Consider the following 17,160-nt stretch of genomic DNA (forward strand, 5'->3'; position numbering starts at 1 on the left):
CATAATCTAATCCTTTATGAAAAATATAATTACTGCATTTCTATTTATTTCCACTCTCACTTTATCAGCTCAGAATACTCCTCCTCCGGAGGTTGATTTAAGAATCTACGATATTGTAGATGCTGTTTCTGCTGAGAGATTAGAAAATGACATCAGAAAACTGGCCGGATTTGGCACAAGAAACACTTTTTCTGACACCGTATCCAACACCAGAGGAATTGGCGCGGCCAGACGATGGATAAAATCTGAGTTCGATAAAATTTCTAAAGACTGCAAAAACTGTCTTGAAGTTTTCTATCAAAAAGATTTTGTAACGAAAGAAGGTAATAATCGGGTACCTAAAGATGCCTATGTAGTAAATGTAGTAGCCATTCAAAAAGGAACCGAATACCCTAACAGCTTCATCATCATGTCTGGCGATATTGACTCAAGGGCTAGTGACACCATGGATTTCACTACTGATGCACCTGGAGCCAATGATAATGCTTCCGGAATGGCAGGAACGATGGAAGCAGCACGTGTTTTATCAAAATATAAATTTAAACATAGCATTATTTATGTGGGGCTATCCGGAGAAGAACAAGGGCTATTTGGAGGATCGGGACTGGCCAAATACGCAAAAGATAAAGGCTGGAATATTATAGCTGTATTGAACAATGACATGATTGGAAATATTGAGGGTGTAGATGGAGTAGTTGACAACAGAACTTTTCGAATATTCTCTGAACCTGTGCCTCCAACAGAAACAGAAAGAGAGCGGGCCATGCGCAGATATTATGGTGGTGAAGTAGATGGTATTTCCAGACAACTAGCGCGCTATGTACATAAGCAAACCCAAACCTATATGCCGGAAATGAACCCGATGATGATTTACAGGTTGGACAGGTTTGGCCGTGGGGGACATCATAAACCTTTCAACGACCTTGGCTTTGCAGGCATCAGAATTATGGAAGCGCATGAAAATTACAATCGTCAGCACCAGGATATCAGAACCGAAAACGGCATTGAATATGGAGATGTAATTGAAGGTGTAAATTTTGATTATGCGAAAAAATTAACAGCCGTAAATGCCATTGCTATGGCAGGATTGGCATGGGCCCCACCAGCGCCTAAAAATGTAGGCATCGGTGGTGTGGTGGAGCCATCTGCTAAATTAGCCTGGGAAACACAGGAGTCGGATGATATTATCGGGTACAAAATCTACTGGAGATTGACTACTTCTCCAACATGGGATAATTCACGCTTTGTAGGCAAAGTTGATAAATATACACTGGAAGGAATAGTAGTAGACAACTATTATTTCGGAGTTGCTGCGGTATCTAAAAGTGGAAATGAATCAGTTGTAGCATTTCCTGAAAGGGTTATTAGGGATTAAGATGTAAACAGCCCCGAAAAATGTATTCAGGGCTGCTTATTTATTTACTTTCCGTATATTAACAAAACTTATATTCTATAATACTATGCTTAAAAACTTGAAGTGGAAAAAAGGTCTGTTTGATGATATTTATCAAATTTATTCTGATGAAAGCTCAGTAGGATTTCTTAAAAGAGGCACTGATTCATCTTATGGAGAAATAAATGGTAAACCCTATTTATTTAATTCTGTTGGTGCATTCAAGCAAATAAAAATCATATATGACGCAGAAAATTACAGAAAATTAGGAGAGATCAGGCTAAATGATTGGACGAACGGAGGCACTATTATTCTAAATAACAAACTGCTAGGTTGGAAATTCAAAAGTTTTTTGAATAATGAGTTAACCATTTTAGATACCAGAGGCAATGATCTATTGTACTTAACATCACATGGGATTATCCATACTAATTCGCCTGAGGATTTATTCATCTTAATCGGTCTTGTAACTGATAATATTGCCAGGCATTCAAGAAATACAATACTATTTTCAGCTATTTTCCCTTTACTTATTTTATTAATTATGTGGTTTGTTTTTTAATAAACTCTGCTAATCTTTTTCCTTCTGCAGTATCCCTATAGGGAAATCATTTCCGCGAGAGAAAGTATAAGGATATTGAGGCTTGCCTTTTAACTTCATGTTTAGCTCTGGAACTAATTCATCGATAAAGGATTTCATCTCAAAAACTGTCACTTTTCCATCTTCAGGAGCTCCATCTGCGCTCCCTCTTATTGCCTCTAGCAGAGCATAAGTAAACACTCCATGTCCCAAATCTGCAAATTCTGAAGCAAACTGCTCGCTTCCTGCTGCTGATAAAATGTGCACCCCTGCACTTCTGCTAAGTTGCGCTATGGCCTTTTCTTGTGGTGCTCCCCGCTGCGCCAAAAGCTCTACCGAACCTCCTGACTGACATGCATCAATAAAAACAATTTGCTTTAGGGCTTTTAATAAAGTGAGTTTTTGCTGCATTGTTTCAGCACTTAAAGCCTGCTTTCTCAAAGCTTCTCCCTCATACAATCGAGTGGACTCATGTGGAATAAAATAGAAAGTGTCATCACTCATACTACCGTGGCCTGCAAAATACAACACAAAAAGATCATCAATAGCTGCATTGGCAATGATTGTATCCATAGTAGCCAGTATATTTGCCTTTGTTGCTTTCTCATTATACAATTCATAAGATTTGAAAGAGGAAAACAGATATTTTGACTGGGCTTTCATTTCCTTCGAAAATGATTCCGCATCAGCCTTTGCGTAATTTAGGTTAAGTTCAGGGTTTTTGTACTCATTTACTCCAATTACCAACAAATGGCAAGTGGCACCTGGCACACTATTATCAGTGATCAAATCAACTTCAGCAGGAGCAGAAGCTATTTTCTCATTATTTAAAGCCCGTACAATAAATCTGTTATGGCCGGACACAAGAGGTTGCTCAACACTGAAAATAGTAGAATTATCCTCTTGCCTGCTCTTTTTAAAATCCCTTATATCGATACCTACTCTTTTACTATTATGAAAAAGTTGTAGCTCTTTTAAGTGTTCATCATTTGTTACTTTTAAATGTATAGTTGCCTTCAATTGATCATCTGACATTGTGCCTGCAATTTTCACTTCAGTAAGCTCTGATTTATCCAGTAAGCCCTGAAGGTTTTTCTTGCTTTTAGTCTCTTTGCCTGAAAATGTCTTTTTTATAAGTTGAGGAGTATAAAATTCATCAAAAAACTGATCCAACAGGTAGGCTTCATTTCCTTTTACATAGTGCACATACTGCTGCGCTCCATCAGTAGCGTAAAAATAACCTGCGGGATTACGTGTTACCCAATTGGCCTTGTCAATAATAATATGCTCAAGAATCTCCTCTCCCGTTTTCAGATCCCAAAATTTCGTAACCCCATCCAGGTCTCCGGAGATCAATAAACTTCCTTTTTCATCTATGTTTAATGAACTTATGCCCGCCTGATGACCTTCCAGTTTTTGTAGTAAATCTCCCTTTTCTCTATTCCAGATGTAGATGTTTCTATCGTCACCGCCAGTATAAATTTTATCATCTTGCAAAGCTCCTGCTCTTATGGCTCCTGTAGGGTGATGATATTTTTTCCTCATCATTCCATCATACAAATTCCAGGTAATGGCTTTTCCATCGTTAGATAGCGTAATGAATTCTTCCGGCTTGTCACTTAATATTATATCATTAACATTTTCCGTATGCCCGATAAAAGTTTTGACCAACAGGCCTGTTTCCACTTCATAGAGTTCCAGTTTTTGGTCCAAACGGGCAACAATTAAGTATAAGCCATCTTTAGTAAAAGTAGCTGAATAAGCAGAAGCATTTTTCCAGTAAATTCCAGAGATTGCTTTTCCTGTTTCCACATCCCAAACCAGTACCTGTCCATCCCAGGAAGTGGATACAATTTTACTCTGATCAGGACTCCACCTCACATCAAAAACAGGAGATGAATGGCCTTTTAGTATTTTCAAAGCTGTTCCTGATCTTTTTTCCCATATAATAACATTCCCTTCTCCTCCACCTGAGGCTATTTGCTTTTCATCCGGGGAAAGCGAAAAACTAATTACACTTTTTGAATGCCCTGCAAACTCCACCACAGGCTTTCCTGTTTTCACTTCCCACATTCTTAATACATTTCCAATTTTTCCCTTTAACAAATATTGGCCATCACTGGTAAGTAACTGTATGTTTTTGTTTTTAATGTAGCGGGCAATGTAAGATTCCCAATAATTATTAGGGTCATAAAGCAAACCTCCTTTATCCTGCTGATGTAAGAGCCCTTGAAATTGTTGCTTTACTTCGCCACTTTTAATATCAATTTCTGTGGCTCTATTATCATTTCCACCCACAATAATAGCGTCTGATTCATGGTTAAATATCGCATCATTTATCTCCATCACATCGGGCTTTAGCATGGCTATTTGCTGATAGCTTGTAACATCATATACAAATACCTGCTCTCTATCTGCTGCCAAAAGCTTTTTGCCGTCTTTACTAAAAGCTACAGAGCGGATATCATCCCACTCACTCTTAAGTTTTTTAAGAAGTTTACCAGAAGTAAGCTCCAGAAGATCCAAATCTCCGTTCTCCGAAAGCTTGGCTATAAGAGTACTTTTTGGATTGATCGCCACCAAGGTAGGGCATCCCCCACACCATCCATTTTCGGGTTTTAGTTGATAAACGAGTTCCCATGATTTGGTATCATACAAGGATAACTCTTTGTTATCTTCTCCAATGGCTAAATAGGCTCCATCGCTACTCCAGGTTAAAGCAACCCCATAACCTGTTCCTTTATCACTGTTAACAGGTAATGCCTTCAAGCTGTCACCCGACTGCCAATCATAAATTACTACATGGTTCTCGTACCCCCCTAAAGCCAGTTGTTTACCATTTGGGGCAAAAGCTACATCTGTTAAAAAATCTTTTGCTTTTGGGCTTGTCCATAATATTTCTCCTGTAGAATGATCCCAAATATTCACTGTCATATCAGCAGATGATGAGGCTATTCTTCCTTTTTTATCAATCGATAGATTATTGATAGTGTGCTCATGGCCAAAAAGGGTTCTAATCTCCAAGCCGCTTTCGGCATCCCACATCTTAATCGTTTTATCCCGACTTCCAGTAAAAAGGTAACGACCATCTTCACTCAATTGAACTGTTTTTACTACTTCGCTGTGTCCTTTTTGAAGATTGAGGGTAAGTGATTGGCTTTGGAGCTTGTGCGACAAGACCAAAAATAAAAAACAGGGAACAGAAAACAGGATAGCTTTTTTCATAAGGGCGGCAATTTAACAGAAACAGGATTAAACATAATAGCTTGAGGCCATAAACTATTGATAAAAGCACAAAATCACCATTTTCAGTGAGGAAGAATGATGGAAGCAAACCTAAAACAAGAATTCCCCTACTGAACTCTACAAACCTTACATCCTATAATTTTGCTTATATATGCGATACAGTGCTGACCTCACCACTAGCCCCCTTCCTGTTATGAATTATTTATTTAAACAATATTTAATACACCTGGTTATAAATACAAAAATACAATTGTATCTTTACAACATTAACCAATTTAAACTATGAAAAACAACAAATTCACATTACTAGTAGCCATCTTTGTTGCGGTGATACTTGTATCTAGCTGCGGAGACGGTGGCAAAGCCGCAAAAGAAAAAGCAACTGCTGACTCAATAAGAGTAGCTGATTCAGTTGCACAAGTAGAAAAAGCTGCGCAAATGAAAGCTGATTCAATCGCTGCTTTACCAAAATCAATTGCTGAAACCGCAATGAATGCAGAGCAGCTAAGCACTTTAGTTGCTGCTTTACAGCAAGCTGAACTGGTTGAAACCTTTAAAGGTGAAGGTAACTTCACTGTATTTGCTCCAACTAACGAGGCTTTCGCTTCTGTTCAGGAAACTGTTGATATGCTTTTAAAAGAAGAGAACAAAAGTAAATTACAAAGCGTGTTAAAATACCACGTAGTTGATGGCGCTACAATGGCTGCTGATTTAACTGACGGTCAGGAATTAACTACACTTCAAGGCGAAAAATTGAAAGTTACTATTAAAGATGATAAAGTAATGATCAATGAAGCTGAAGTTGTAACTGCTGATGTTAAAGCTAGCAACGGTGTGGTTCATGTTATCAATAAAGTTGTAGTACCGAAGAAAATGTAATTTTCAGTTATTTTATCCAGAAAGAGGCTGTCTCAAAGAGATGGCCTCTTCTTTTTTGCCCAAATATTACCATGCAATGAAAAGGCTATCCTACTTTTGAGACAGCCTCATGACTGAGATAGAATGTGGGAGACTCTAGGAGAGCGACATTATACCACCTCAATATTCATTAAGCAATGTTCTTATGAAATGTAGTCCCTAAGGGATTTTAAATCCATTCACCTTGATTATTGCTAGCATAGTTTCGTCCCGTTGAGTCTGATAGCTTTGATATACTAAGGTCAGGTTTTGTGAAATCATATGTAAGCAAGAGAAGAACACCAAATGCTTTTATTTTTCCGCTGATTTTTAAAGGAATAAAAAAAGAGGCTGTCATAAAATTTTACTTTTCAGACAGCCTCTTTTTTTATTCTTCAATTTATTAAAAATAATTATTAGTTCTCAATATATCAATCATCATAAGTAATGGTATAACCTCTGATTCCATGCTCATGGCTGTCCATTCCATCTTTTTCGTGTTGAGCTGATACCCTGATACCTATGGTATATTTTAAACCAAGAAAAATGGCCATTGCACAAATAAAGGAAGTAAGACCACATGCGGCAGCACCTAAAAATTGAGTCCCTAATGTATGGTCTGGATTTATACTAAAAAGCCCAACAGCTAGCGTTCCCCACACTCCGCAGGTTAGGTGAACAGAAATTGCTCCCACTACATCATCCAACTTTAGTTTATCCAAAAGTACAACTGAGAAAACCACGAGGATTCCTGCAATGAAACCAACAAGAATTGCATAACCAGGGCCTATAACATCGGCTCCTGCAGTGATCCCTACTAAACCGGCCAAAATTCCGTTGAGCACCATTCCCAAATCCAGTCTTTTGAACATAAAAAGTGCGGCTATCATTCCCCCGATTCCACCTGCACAAGCTGCTAAAGTGGTAGTAACTAATACAAAGGAGGTAACAGCAGGATCCGCTGAAAGCACTGACCCACCGTTGAAGCCAAACCAACCAAGCCACAATAAAAACACACCTATTACCGCTAAAGGAACTGAAGAGCCTGGCTTATCAACTACTTTTCCATTGATATACTTTCCAATCCGCGGACCTAGCACCATAACCCCTGCTAAGGCAGCCCAGCCCCCTACTGAATGTACTAAAGTTGAACCTGCAAAATCATGAAAACCTCTCATATCTAACCAGCCATACCCCCACTTCCAGCTACCAATAATAGGGTATACTATCCCAACAAAAATCAGGGTAAATATTAAATAAGCAGATAACTTGATCCGCTCAGCCACCGCCCCCGATACAATTGTGGCAGATGTTGCTGCAAACATTGCCTGGAAAAGAAAGTCTGTCCAGTAAGTATACTTTCCAGAAGCATACTCTATAGTGGTACCATTTTCAGGTAATGAGAGAAAAAAGCCCGCAAAACCGAATATACCTGTATCGCCACCCTCAAAGCCAGGGTACATCAGATTGAATCCTACTACGAAATAAGTAAGAATTCCTATGATGGGTGTTAATGTGTTTTTAAAAAGAATGTTTACAGTATTCTTAGCCTGTCCAAAGCCAGCTTCAACTCCGGCAAAACCTAGATGCATAATGAACACCAGTGCTGTGGCTAACATCATCCAGACATTATTAGCTGTAAAAAGCCCTAAAGAAATTGCTTCTTGTTGTATAGCCTGATTAGCGTCAAGAAGTACAGTCCCATTAAATATAGCTTCTGAAACAAATGCTAAATTCTGAGTAAAAGTTAATTGCATAATGATTAATTAATTAATTAAGTGTAAAACGATAACAAAAACATTTTAACCCTAATTAACCTATTTTATCAACGATTTAAAATTTTTACGTTCAATTTTTAACTTAATTTCTGACATTTAACATATTTGCCTGAAAAACAAATCAAAATAATAACCTAAACAACAAGTATTAAGATAGTAATTTGATTGTGAACTTGGTTAGTCCTTAATAGAGACTATGTAAAAATTCTCAAAGTTAAAACTTGTAAAGACAAGGGAGTATTAAAGACTACATTCTAATCAAATGATACTACTTCCACCAAGTCTGTAAAGTCAATCAAGGAGAGTTATCCTGTGAACACTTTTCAAAAAGAAATATCACAGATTGATATTCAGAATATTTTAAGGAGTTGAAATGATAAACAACAAAATACCGGAAGTCAATGTGTTGCTTGACAATTATATAATAAAGCGAGAGAAATGCTTTTGTCCAAGGGGGAAGTGAAAAAACGTAAAAACCATCCTGAAGATGTGAAAGCTGTATTCGGACAAATCAAATACAATAAAAAATTTAATAGACTCAACCTTCGAAGCCTCAAAAAAGTAGAGGTCGAATTGGGACTAATGGCTCTGGTACACAACCTAACTAAGATAGCTACCTATATGAATGCACTCTTTCTTATTTTGTCCTAAGCGAAAAATTTAGGCAAGGATCTAAAAATCCATGATATATTAAACGGATAAAAAAAAAGCTGTCATAAAATTTTCTTTTGAGACAGCCTTTTTTGTTAAAGATCAAAATCAAAAATTTATGCTTTTACAGCCTGAATATTTAAATGAAGTCTAACATCGTCACCTACTACAACTCCACCAGCTTCGGTTACCATACTCCAGGTTAAACCAAATTCTTTTCTGTTAATTTTGCCATTCACTTCAAAACCAGCTTTGTTCTGACCGTACCCATCTGTCATGGAACCACCATACTCCACATCAAGCGTAACAAACTTAGTAATATCTTTAATAGTCAAATCACCAACTAATTTAAAGTCATCCCCTTTTTTAGTTAATATCCCATTACTAAACTTAATGTGAGGAAACTTTTCTGCTGAAAAAAAATCGTCAGACTTCAAGTGAGCATCTCTATCTGCTACATTAGTACTGATACTGTTGATGTCCAATTGGAAAGAAGCAGAAGCCCCATCAAAGTTTTCACCATCTGATTCAATACTGCCCTCAAATTTATTAAACTGTCCGGTAACAGTTGAAATCACAAGGTGCTTCACTTTAAACTGTACTTCACTGTGTGTAGGGTCAATGTTCCATTTTGTAGTTGCCATAATTCAAATTGATTAAATGTTTTAGAATTAAATTAAATGTATCAACATATAACGTACATACATGTAATTTGGTTTGTCATTTTAAGAAAATATTTATGCAATAAAAAACATTTCTAACCACTACATAAACAGTTCTAAATAGAGGAGCACTACAGCGTGTTCCTAATCCATTCAATTATTGGCAGTAAAAAGTTTAATAATAACTAATTAAGGCAAGCCTAGAATGCATACTGTCATTCAATAACAATAGTAGTGGTAGTTAAAATAACCAACTATTTATAATTTGAAGGTTCAAAAAGGCTGGCATAAAAAAAGCTGAAGATCTCTCTTCAGCTTTTCACTTTTAAACTTTTCTTTATTCTTATCTTCTTGGCCTTCCTCTCAGAATTTCTACCCATCCATTTTGTACAGTGTTATCAACCGTTAGCTGGTAGAAATATATTCCGTCAGGTTGGTCCCCTCCGTCCCATAAATCTGAAGGCCTATAATTATCATTCTTGTAAACAATAGCTCCACTTCTGTTAGTCACAATCAGTTCAGCCCCATTATCAGGAAGATTAAGGATTTCAAACACATCATTTTTACCATCATTGTTTGGCGTAAAGAGGTTCGGAATAAATGGGCTACGATCAAAATCAACCACCAAATTAGAAGTACCATCTTCACCAAAAACTAATCTGTCGCCACTTAAACCACAACCAAATGAATCATAATATTCAATTTCATAAATCCCTGGTAATAAGTTATTGAATGTTAGCGTCTGACTGCTATTAAATAGCTGAGGTTCATCTGGCAAAATATAATCGGACCTGTTATTTCCACCTAAAGGTTCCAAAAGGAATATCTGTGCCGAATAACTTAATGCACTTGTAGTCGACACTAGTCGTATACTAATAGCTCCATTTGCCTTATCCGGTCTGGTTGTTGGCATAGGGTTCATGTTTTCTCTATCCAACACTATGCCTGGCGCCAAATTAGGCTCAGGAACAAGCTCTACCTGAAGCTGATTAGTAGGAGCATCAATTGCTACTTCTTTAGTATTTGAAGTTATTGCTATATTTCCACAGTTCTGAGGTAATTGAGCTATTCTTACAAAATAATCTCCCGCAGTTACCTGCCCAAAGTTATTTACACCAATAATAAACCTTCTACTCTGCGGAATGGCATCTAAGATAAATGTTTCATCAGCTATTGTGCTATTACCAATGAATAGCTCTACAAATAGCGGAATAGTGGGATCTGCAATGATGTTACTTATCATTATGGAACCTGACTCACCAAAACATGCTACATCAACACCTTCTAATGTAAAATCAGGAACAATTGCACCACCATTGATCGGAATTATACCATCTGCAGAACAAGCCTGATCATTTGTTACTGACCTGATTGTGTATCTATAGCTCGCACCCTTCTCAAAGTTAAACAAATCCTGACCGATGATGAAAACACTATCAGCTATCCCTGATGAAACCAGAGGTATGGTTTCTGAAGACGTATCGCCTACTTTATTAATCACCAGCTCATATGGTCCCGGAACACTTAATAGTGTTGCCTCGCTGAAAGCAATCTTTATTCCTTGTGGTTCATTTAAGCAATTGTTATCAGGTTCTATTTCTCTAACAGAAAGAAGCCTTACCTCATTAGGTGAAACGATAGAACCAATTTCAAAAGCTTTGGCACAACCAGCACTATCAATAACCACTAAATTTCGAACTGTTCTTGAAAGCCCACTTATGATTCTAGAATCATCTAGAGTTACCTGCTCATTATCTACCAGATAGATGTAAGGAGCAACACCACCAGTAATCTCCGGAACCTTTATTTCACCAATTAACTCAGAAGAAGTACAACTTGCCTCTGTAACCAATGTAATTGAGCCCGCCAAATTAATTTCACTACTTATAGTCCCGATGTTAACTGCAACAGAAATATTACATCCTGCAGCACCTACTGAATCACTTACTAAAATATTATTTATTGCAGGTAAGCCAGTGATCGGATTACCAGAAGTGAATTTTTCCCAAGAAGTACCATTATCTATCGAGTAAAAAGCTGTGGACAATCCATCCAAGGTTAATACAACGGAACCAGTATTTGAACCGAAACACTTAACATCTACTGTATCAGAAACAGTAACAGTAAAAGAACCTGAATTTTGCACAATAATATTTCCTCTATCCGGAATTTCACATGCCCCTGGATCAACCGTATTAACAAATTGCATTAAATAAGTCCCTATAGTTAATCCACTAAATATACCAGTAGTGTTTCTTCCAACTTCTACCCCACTCTGATTGATCAGTATGAATTCATAATTGCTAGGCAGGTTATTCAAACTTGCAGAAACCACCCCAAAAGGATTATTACAATCAGGCTGTTGTACATTTATATCTACCGCACCCGGTGAGACCACCGCAGTATTATTTATTATTACCTGTTGATCCGGTAGAGAGCATCCATTTGCATTATTATTAATAAACCTAATGAAATAATCTCCTTCATCTACTGTATTAAATATACCGTTAGTATTTACTGCTATCGGAGTGGCCGGGTTAGCCTGCTCATACAACTCAAATGTAAATGAATCTGTAGTTCCATTTAAACTTACTGTAATGGTACCTGTTGAAACCTCACATGTTGGCTGAGTTATATCCAGATTAGATGTGATATTAAATTTGGTACCAATATTTACATTGAATGGAATTGTTGTACATGATTGATCAATATCTTCAAGGAAGACAGTGTAAGTTCCTGAAGTAAACTCATCTTCAATTTCCACAATTAGTCCTTTTCCCGGATTATCAATGGTATAAGACACATAATCCGTATCAGGTGCTCCTGCCGGTTTCACGCTTGCAACCAATTCATCTGAATCGCTCACATTTCTCAACAGAAAGAATATTTTACCATCTTTTATACCAAAGCATGAAGCAGCTTCTGTTAATGCAGTTACTTTAAAATCGTTACAATCAAAATCACAATCGGAAGGTTGTGTAATTGTAAATGATCGAACTACTGTACAACCCGCATCTTCAATTGTTATAGTATAGATGCCTGCTTCACTTAAACCAGAGATATTTTGTGTACCAGCAGTAAAGCCACCCGGTCCAGTCCAATTAAAAGTAGTAGGACCAACTAAGCCGTTAAAAGTTAGTGAAATAGCTCCCTCAGGTGCACCGCAAGTTGTAATGTTCGTAATTGAAGGTGGATTAATAGTAAAGGATGCATCTTCGCTTACAACCTCACTAAGATTTATCTCACAATTAGTAACAACATCTCTAACAGTGATATCATAATTTCCTTGGCCCAAACCAGTGAAGGCAATTGGGTTATTTGTGCCATCCAGATTAAGGGAATCCGCTACCAATGTTCCTCCGGCATCTCTTACAAAAATTTCATAGATATTAGATCCTACCTGAGTAACATCTACATTAATTACTCCGTCATTTGCTCCGCAAGTAGCTAAATTACTGTTTGAAGTGGCTGCGATTGATTGTACTGGATCAATTGTGAATTGCTCAATTACAGTACATCCATTATCTGAAACAGTAACCTCATAGCTGCCAGGCGCTAAATTATTCTGGTCCTCATTAGCTTCATTAGTTGCATCAATTCCAGGGCCTGACCATAGGAAAGTTGCTGTAGCTGATGTAGGTGTAACTGTAATATCAATTGAACCATCACTAACCCCACATTGCTGCTGATCAACCTCAGTACCTACCACTGTATAAGTAGCTGATTCTTGCAGCGTAAATAATGCAGTATCTATACAGTTAGTAATATTATCAGTAACCTGTACTTTATAGGTACCTGCAGAAAGTCCGGAAATATCTTCTGTTGTCTCAAGGAAAGTCGCAGATCCGTTCAATGTCCACATAAAAGAAAAGTTACCTGAATTATTACCTGTAACATCAATATCAATTGAACCATCTGAAGCTCCACAAGCTGAAGGATTGGTTATTGATTCGGATATTGATATAGATACCTCCTGAACAGCGAATGTGCCAGTCATGTCATACGTGCAAGCATCAAAGGTTCCCGTTACCGAAATTGAATCACCGTCAACAAAATTTCCACTAGGTAAAGTAATATCGATAGGATTACCAGTTCCGGCTAATACTGTACCAGAAGCAATTCCGTTTATTAACACCTCATAGTCAACACCTAACTCGCTACCATCCAGGCTTACTATTAAATCATTTCCTGGACATATTTGAGTGGGATTTGAATTGGTCACATTCTGCCGAACAATATCATCTTTAGTTATAAGGTAAACTTCGTCCGAAAGGAATAAAGAACACGATCCAGAAGTAGCTCTTATAGATAAATCCACATTGGAAAAAGTAACATTTGGCAAAACAAATGCCAGCGAATCACCATCACCTGGTTTAATTAGTCCTGTTGCTGATGTAGATATAAATAGTTCATAATCTACACCTATTTCACTGTCATCAAGAATTAATATGAATTGATCACCAGTACAAATCTCAACGGTACCTGCATTTTGGATGCTTTGATCAATTATTTCAATTACATTAAGAGTAATGTCTCCATTCATTAGTTCAGTACAGACTCCGTTACTTCCCTGTACACTTACAACATCGCCATTACCAAATTCTGAACTAGGAACGCTAATACTTATACCAGCCCCTCCCGCTACACCTGACGCAACAGCACCAGTTGGAGAATCATTTACAAGCGCTTCATATGTAACACCAAGCTCACTACCCGTTAAGCTAACAGTTAAGTCAGTCCCTGAACAAATATTTAGAGCACTCGGAGTACCTACATCTTGAATTGCTATACCCGGAACTATATTCACAGTGAAAGTATTATTCATGGCTGTTACACAGCTACTTCCTATACTGCCTTCTACTGAAATAACATCACCATCTGCGAATAAACCTGATGCTAAAGTAATATTTAATGGACTTGCTCCTCCTACAGCTGTGGTAGCGGGTGTGGTAGGCGCTCCATTCACCAATACTTCATAGGTAACACCTGACTCACTACCATCTAGATTTACAAAAATGTCCTCCCCTGCGCATACATCAAATGGATCTAAATTGGTAACATTCTGTACTGCTATAGTTTCTACTGTTATTGTCACTACCTCCGTATCCTCAGGACAATTCGCTGTCGCTGCTACTGTATAGGTATATTCATACGTTCCTACCGTTGCACCTGTAAAGTCTATGATCCCTGTGCCTATATTAGTATTATCTTCACCTGAGCCTGTACCGCCTGTCTTCGTCCACGTGCCTGCATCAGCATCTGCTAACTGAGCATTTAAATCGAATGATGATGTTGTATTACAGATCGTGGTATCTGTACCAACTCCTGCATTTGGGGCTGGTGATACCGTTAATGTCATTGTAGAAGTATCATTGACACAGCTCGCTGCCCCTATTCCTATTAATCGAAGAGTTACTGATCCATTAGTTGAATCTTGCGTACCAGGAGTATAAGTAGTTAATAATGTCCTTATGTCTCCAAATGCTCCATCTCCTCCGGCTGTCTCCCAACGAATGCTATCTACATTTGATGCTGTGGGTTGATCTGCAACTGCCAGGGAAGCAAAATCAAATATTTCATTTGAACATACCTCTGAATCAATACCTGCAAAGACAACTGGCCCCTGACTAATTGTAAATTCTACTGAATCAACTGCAGGATCACAGCTACCTGCACCTGTTACTGTCAGGTATAATTTTGCTGTTCCATTAGCTATATCATCTGTACCAAAAGTATAAATAGGCTGCTCCACTGTTGCATCACTAAATGATCCATCTGATGAAGCTGTCGTCCACTGGATGCTGCCATTAGCTGCACTTGGAGCTGTTACTAAAGTGGACAGGTCTATTTGAGTGGCATCGCATAATGTGCTATCCGATCCAGCCTCGGCTAAAGGAGCAGGGGTAATTGTTAAGGTCATTTCAGAAGTATCGTTGACACAACTTGCTGCTCCTATTCCTATCAATCGAAGAGTTACTGAGCCATTTATTGAATCCTGTGTTCCAGGAGTATATGTTGTTAACAAAGTTCTTATATCTCCAAATGCTCCATCTCCTCCGGCTGTCTCCCAACGAATGCTATCTACATTAGATGCTGTGGGTTGATCTGCAACTGCCAGGGAAGCAAAATCAAATATTTCATTTGAACATATTTCAGAATCTATACCTGCAAAAACTACTGGTCCCTGACCTAATATAAACTCAACTGAATCCACTGCAGGATCACAGCTACCTGCTCCTGTTACAGTCAGGTATAATTTTGCTGTTCCATTAGCTATATCATCTGTACCAAAAGTATAAATAGGCTGCTCCACTGTTGCATCACTAAATGACCCATCTGATGAAGCTGTCGTCCACTGGATGCTGCCATTAGCTGCACTTGGAGCTGTTACTAAAGTGGACAGGTCTATTTGAGTGGCATCGCATAATGCGCTATCCGATCCAGCCTCAGCTAAAGGAGCAGGGGTGATCGTCAATAGCATATTATCTACTGCAGGATCACAGCTGCCATTCCCATTGGCTGTCAACGTTAATGTCGCTGTTCCATTTGTAATATCTGTGGCTCCTGGGGTATAAGTTGTTACTACGGATGACGCATCTCCAAATGTACCGTCTCCTGAGGTAGTCCATAATACACTGCTAAAGTTGCTCGCTGTCGGTGAAGTGGCTGAGGCAGTCATATCAAATACTACATCTGAACATACTTCCTCATCGCTTCCTGCATCTGCTGTTGGAGCTGCAGTGATTGTCAAAGTCATAGTATCAACATCAGGATCACAGCTGCCATTTCCACTAGCGGTCAATGTCAAAACTACTGTCCCATTGGATATATCGGCTACACCTGGAGTATAAACCGGATCCAAAACACTTGTATCATCAAAAGCTCCATCTCCTGAGCTACTCCACGAAAGGCTGCTGAAATTACTCGCACTTACTGTTCCTGATACTGATAAATCCAACGCATCGCCTGCACATACTGATAAATCATCTCCAGCCTCGGCTATCGCATCAGGAGTAATGGTCAATACCATATCATCACTAACATCTGTACAGTTGGCATTACCTAATGCCGTTAAAGTCAGCGTCACTGTGCCCGCTGCTATGTCAGCAGCACTTGGAGTGTAGGTGGTAATCAATTGAGAAGCATCTCCAAACGTTCCTGTTCCACTTGTTGACCATAACAATCCGTTATTATCGCTTACTGTAGGGGCTGTGGCAAATAAATTCATGTCAAAGACATCTGTTGCACATATCTCTTCATCGCTTCCTGCATTTGCAGCAGGTTGAGGTGTGATTGTCATCACAACATTATCTGTGACTGATGAACAGCTGCCAATACCGAAAGCCTCCAAGGTTAAAGTTACTGTTCCATTAGTAGCATCATTTGCCCCAGGGGTATAAACTGGAACCAATACTGTGTTGTCATCAAAAGCTCCATCTCCTGAAGTAGTCCATAATACACTGCTAAAGTTGCTCGCTGTCGGTGAGGTGGTTGAGGTACTTAAATCGTAGGCTGTAGCCGCACATATAGTCTCATCACTTCCTGCATCTGCTGTTGGAACTGCGGTGATCGTCAAAGTCATAGTATCAACATCAGGATCACAGCTGCCATTTCCACTTGCGGTTAATGTCAAAACTACTGTCCCATTGGATATATCGGCTACACCTGGAGTATAAACCGGCTCCAAAATACTTGTATCATCAAAAGTTCCATCTCCTGAGCTACTCCACGAAAGGCTGCTGAAATTACTCGCACTTACTGTTCCTGATACTGATAAATTCAACACATCGCCTGCACATACTGATAAATCATCTCCGGCCTCAGCTAAAGGAGCAGGGGTGATCGTCAATAGCATATTATCTACTGCAGGATCACAGCTGCCATTCCCATTGGCTGTCAACGTTAATGTCGCTGTTCCATTTGTAATATCTGTGGCTCCTGGAGTATAAGTTG

The 17,160-nt window shown here is 38.6% G+C and carries 8 protein-coding genes and 1 pseudogene; 4 read left to right on the plus strand and 5 right to left on the minus strand.

Annotated elements, in window-relative coordinates; genetic code table 11:
* Nucleotides 1–16: 16 nt before the first annotated feature.
* Together IEV85_RS20200 and IEV85_RS20205 are read left to right on the plus strand one after the other, a co-directional pair.
* Nucleotides 17–1,375: a M28 family peptidase gene (locus IEV85_RS20200; RefSeq protein ID WP_188466956.1), complete on the plus strand. Its 1,359-nt coding sequence runs from the start codon at nucleotides 17–19 to the stop codon at nucleotides 1,373–1,375.
* A gap of 97 nt (nucleotides 1,376–1,472) precedes the next feature.
* Nucleotides 1,473–1,955: a hypothetical protein gene (locus IEV85_RS20205; protein ID WP_188466958.1), complete on the plus strand. Its 483-nt coding sequence runs from the start codon at nucleotides 1,473–1,475 to the stop codon at nucleotides 1,953–1,955.
* A 9-nt stretch (nucleotides 1,956–1,964) separates the two neighbouring features.
* Here IEV85_RS20205 and IEV85_RS20210 read toward each other — a convergent pair whose 3' ends face one another.
* Entirely contained in the window at nucleotides 1,965–5,198 is a 3,234-nt protein-coding gene (locus IEV85_RS20210) for a caspase family protein (RefSeq protein WP_188466960.1), read from the minus strand.
* A 303-nt stretch (nucleotides 5,199–5,501) separates the two neighbouring features.
* On the opposite strand from IEV85_RS20210, the gene IEV85_RS20215 reads away from it, so the two are divergent.
* The gene (locus IEV85_RS20215) at nucleotides 5,502–6,098 is read left to right on the plus strand and encodes a fasciclin domain-containing protein (protein ID WP_229712669.1); all 597 of its coding nucleotides are present in this window, start codon (nucleotides 5,502–5,504) and stop codon (nucleotides 6,096–6,098) included.
* A 208-nt stretch (nucleotides 6,099–6,306) separates the two neighbouring features.
* Here IEV85_RS20215 and IEV85_RS20220 read toward each other — a convergent pair whose 3' ends face one another.
* Both IEV85_RS20220 and IEV85_RS20225 read right to left on the minus strand, forming a co-directional pair.
* A complete protein-coding gene (locus IEV85_RS20220; protein WP_188466962.1) occupies nucleotides 6,307–6,474 on the minus strand; it encodes a hypothetical protein in 168 nt (55 codons plus the stop codon).
* Between the two features lie 73 nt (nucleotides 6,475–6,547).
* Nucleotides 6,548–7,873 carry an ammonium transporter gene (locus tag IEV85_RS20225; RefSeq protein WP_229712670.1) on the minus strand — a complete coding sequence of 442 codons (1,326 nt, stop codon included), beginning with the start codon at nucleotides 7,871–7,873 and terminating at the stop codon, nucleotides 6,548–6,550.
* A gap of 456 nt (nucleotides 7,874–8,329) precedes the next feature.
* Between IEV85_RS20225 and IEV85_RS20230 the strand changes: the two are divergent.
* Nucleotides 8,330–8,545 (plus strand): annotated as a pseudogene (locus IEV85_RS20230) (transposase); the annotation flags it as partial.
* Between the two features lie 116 nt (nucleotides 8,546–8,661).
* Here IEV85_RS20230 and IEV85_RS20235 read toward each other — a convergent pair.
* Together IEV85_RS20235 and IEV85_RS20240 are read right to left on the minus strand one after the other, a co-directional pair.
* On the minus strand, nucleotides 8,662–9,189 hold the full coding sequence (locus tag IEV85_RS20235) for a YceI family protein (protein ID WP_188466967.1): 528 nt from the start codon (nucleotides 9,187–9,189) through the stop codon (nucleotides 8,662–8,664).
* Between the two features lie 361 nt (nucleotides 9,190–9,550).
* Entirely contained in the window at nucleotides 9,551–17,107 is a 7,557-nt protein-coding gene (locus IEV85_RS20240) for a T9SS type B sorting domain-containing protein (RefSeq protein ID WP_229712671.1), read from the minus strand.
* Nucleotides 17,108–17,160 lie beyond the last annotated feature (53 nt).

Source organism: Marivirga lumbricoides (genome assembly GCF_014636295.1).
Taxonomy (GTDB): Bacteria; Bacteroidota; Bacteroidia; order Cytophagales; family Cyclobacteriaceae; genus Marivirga; species Marivirga lumbricoides.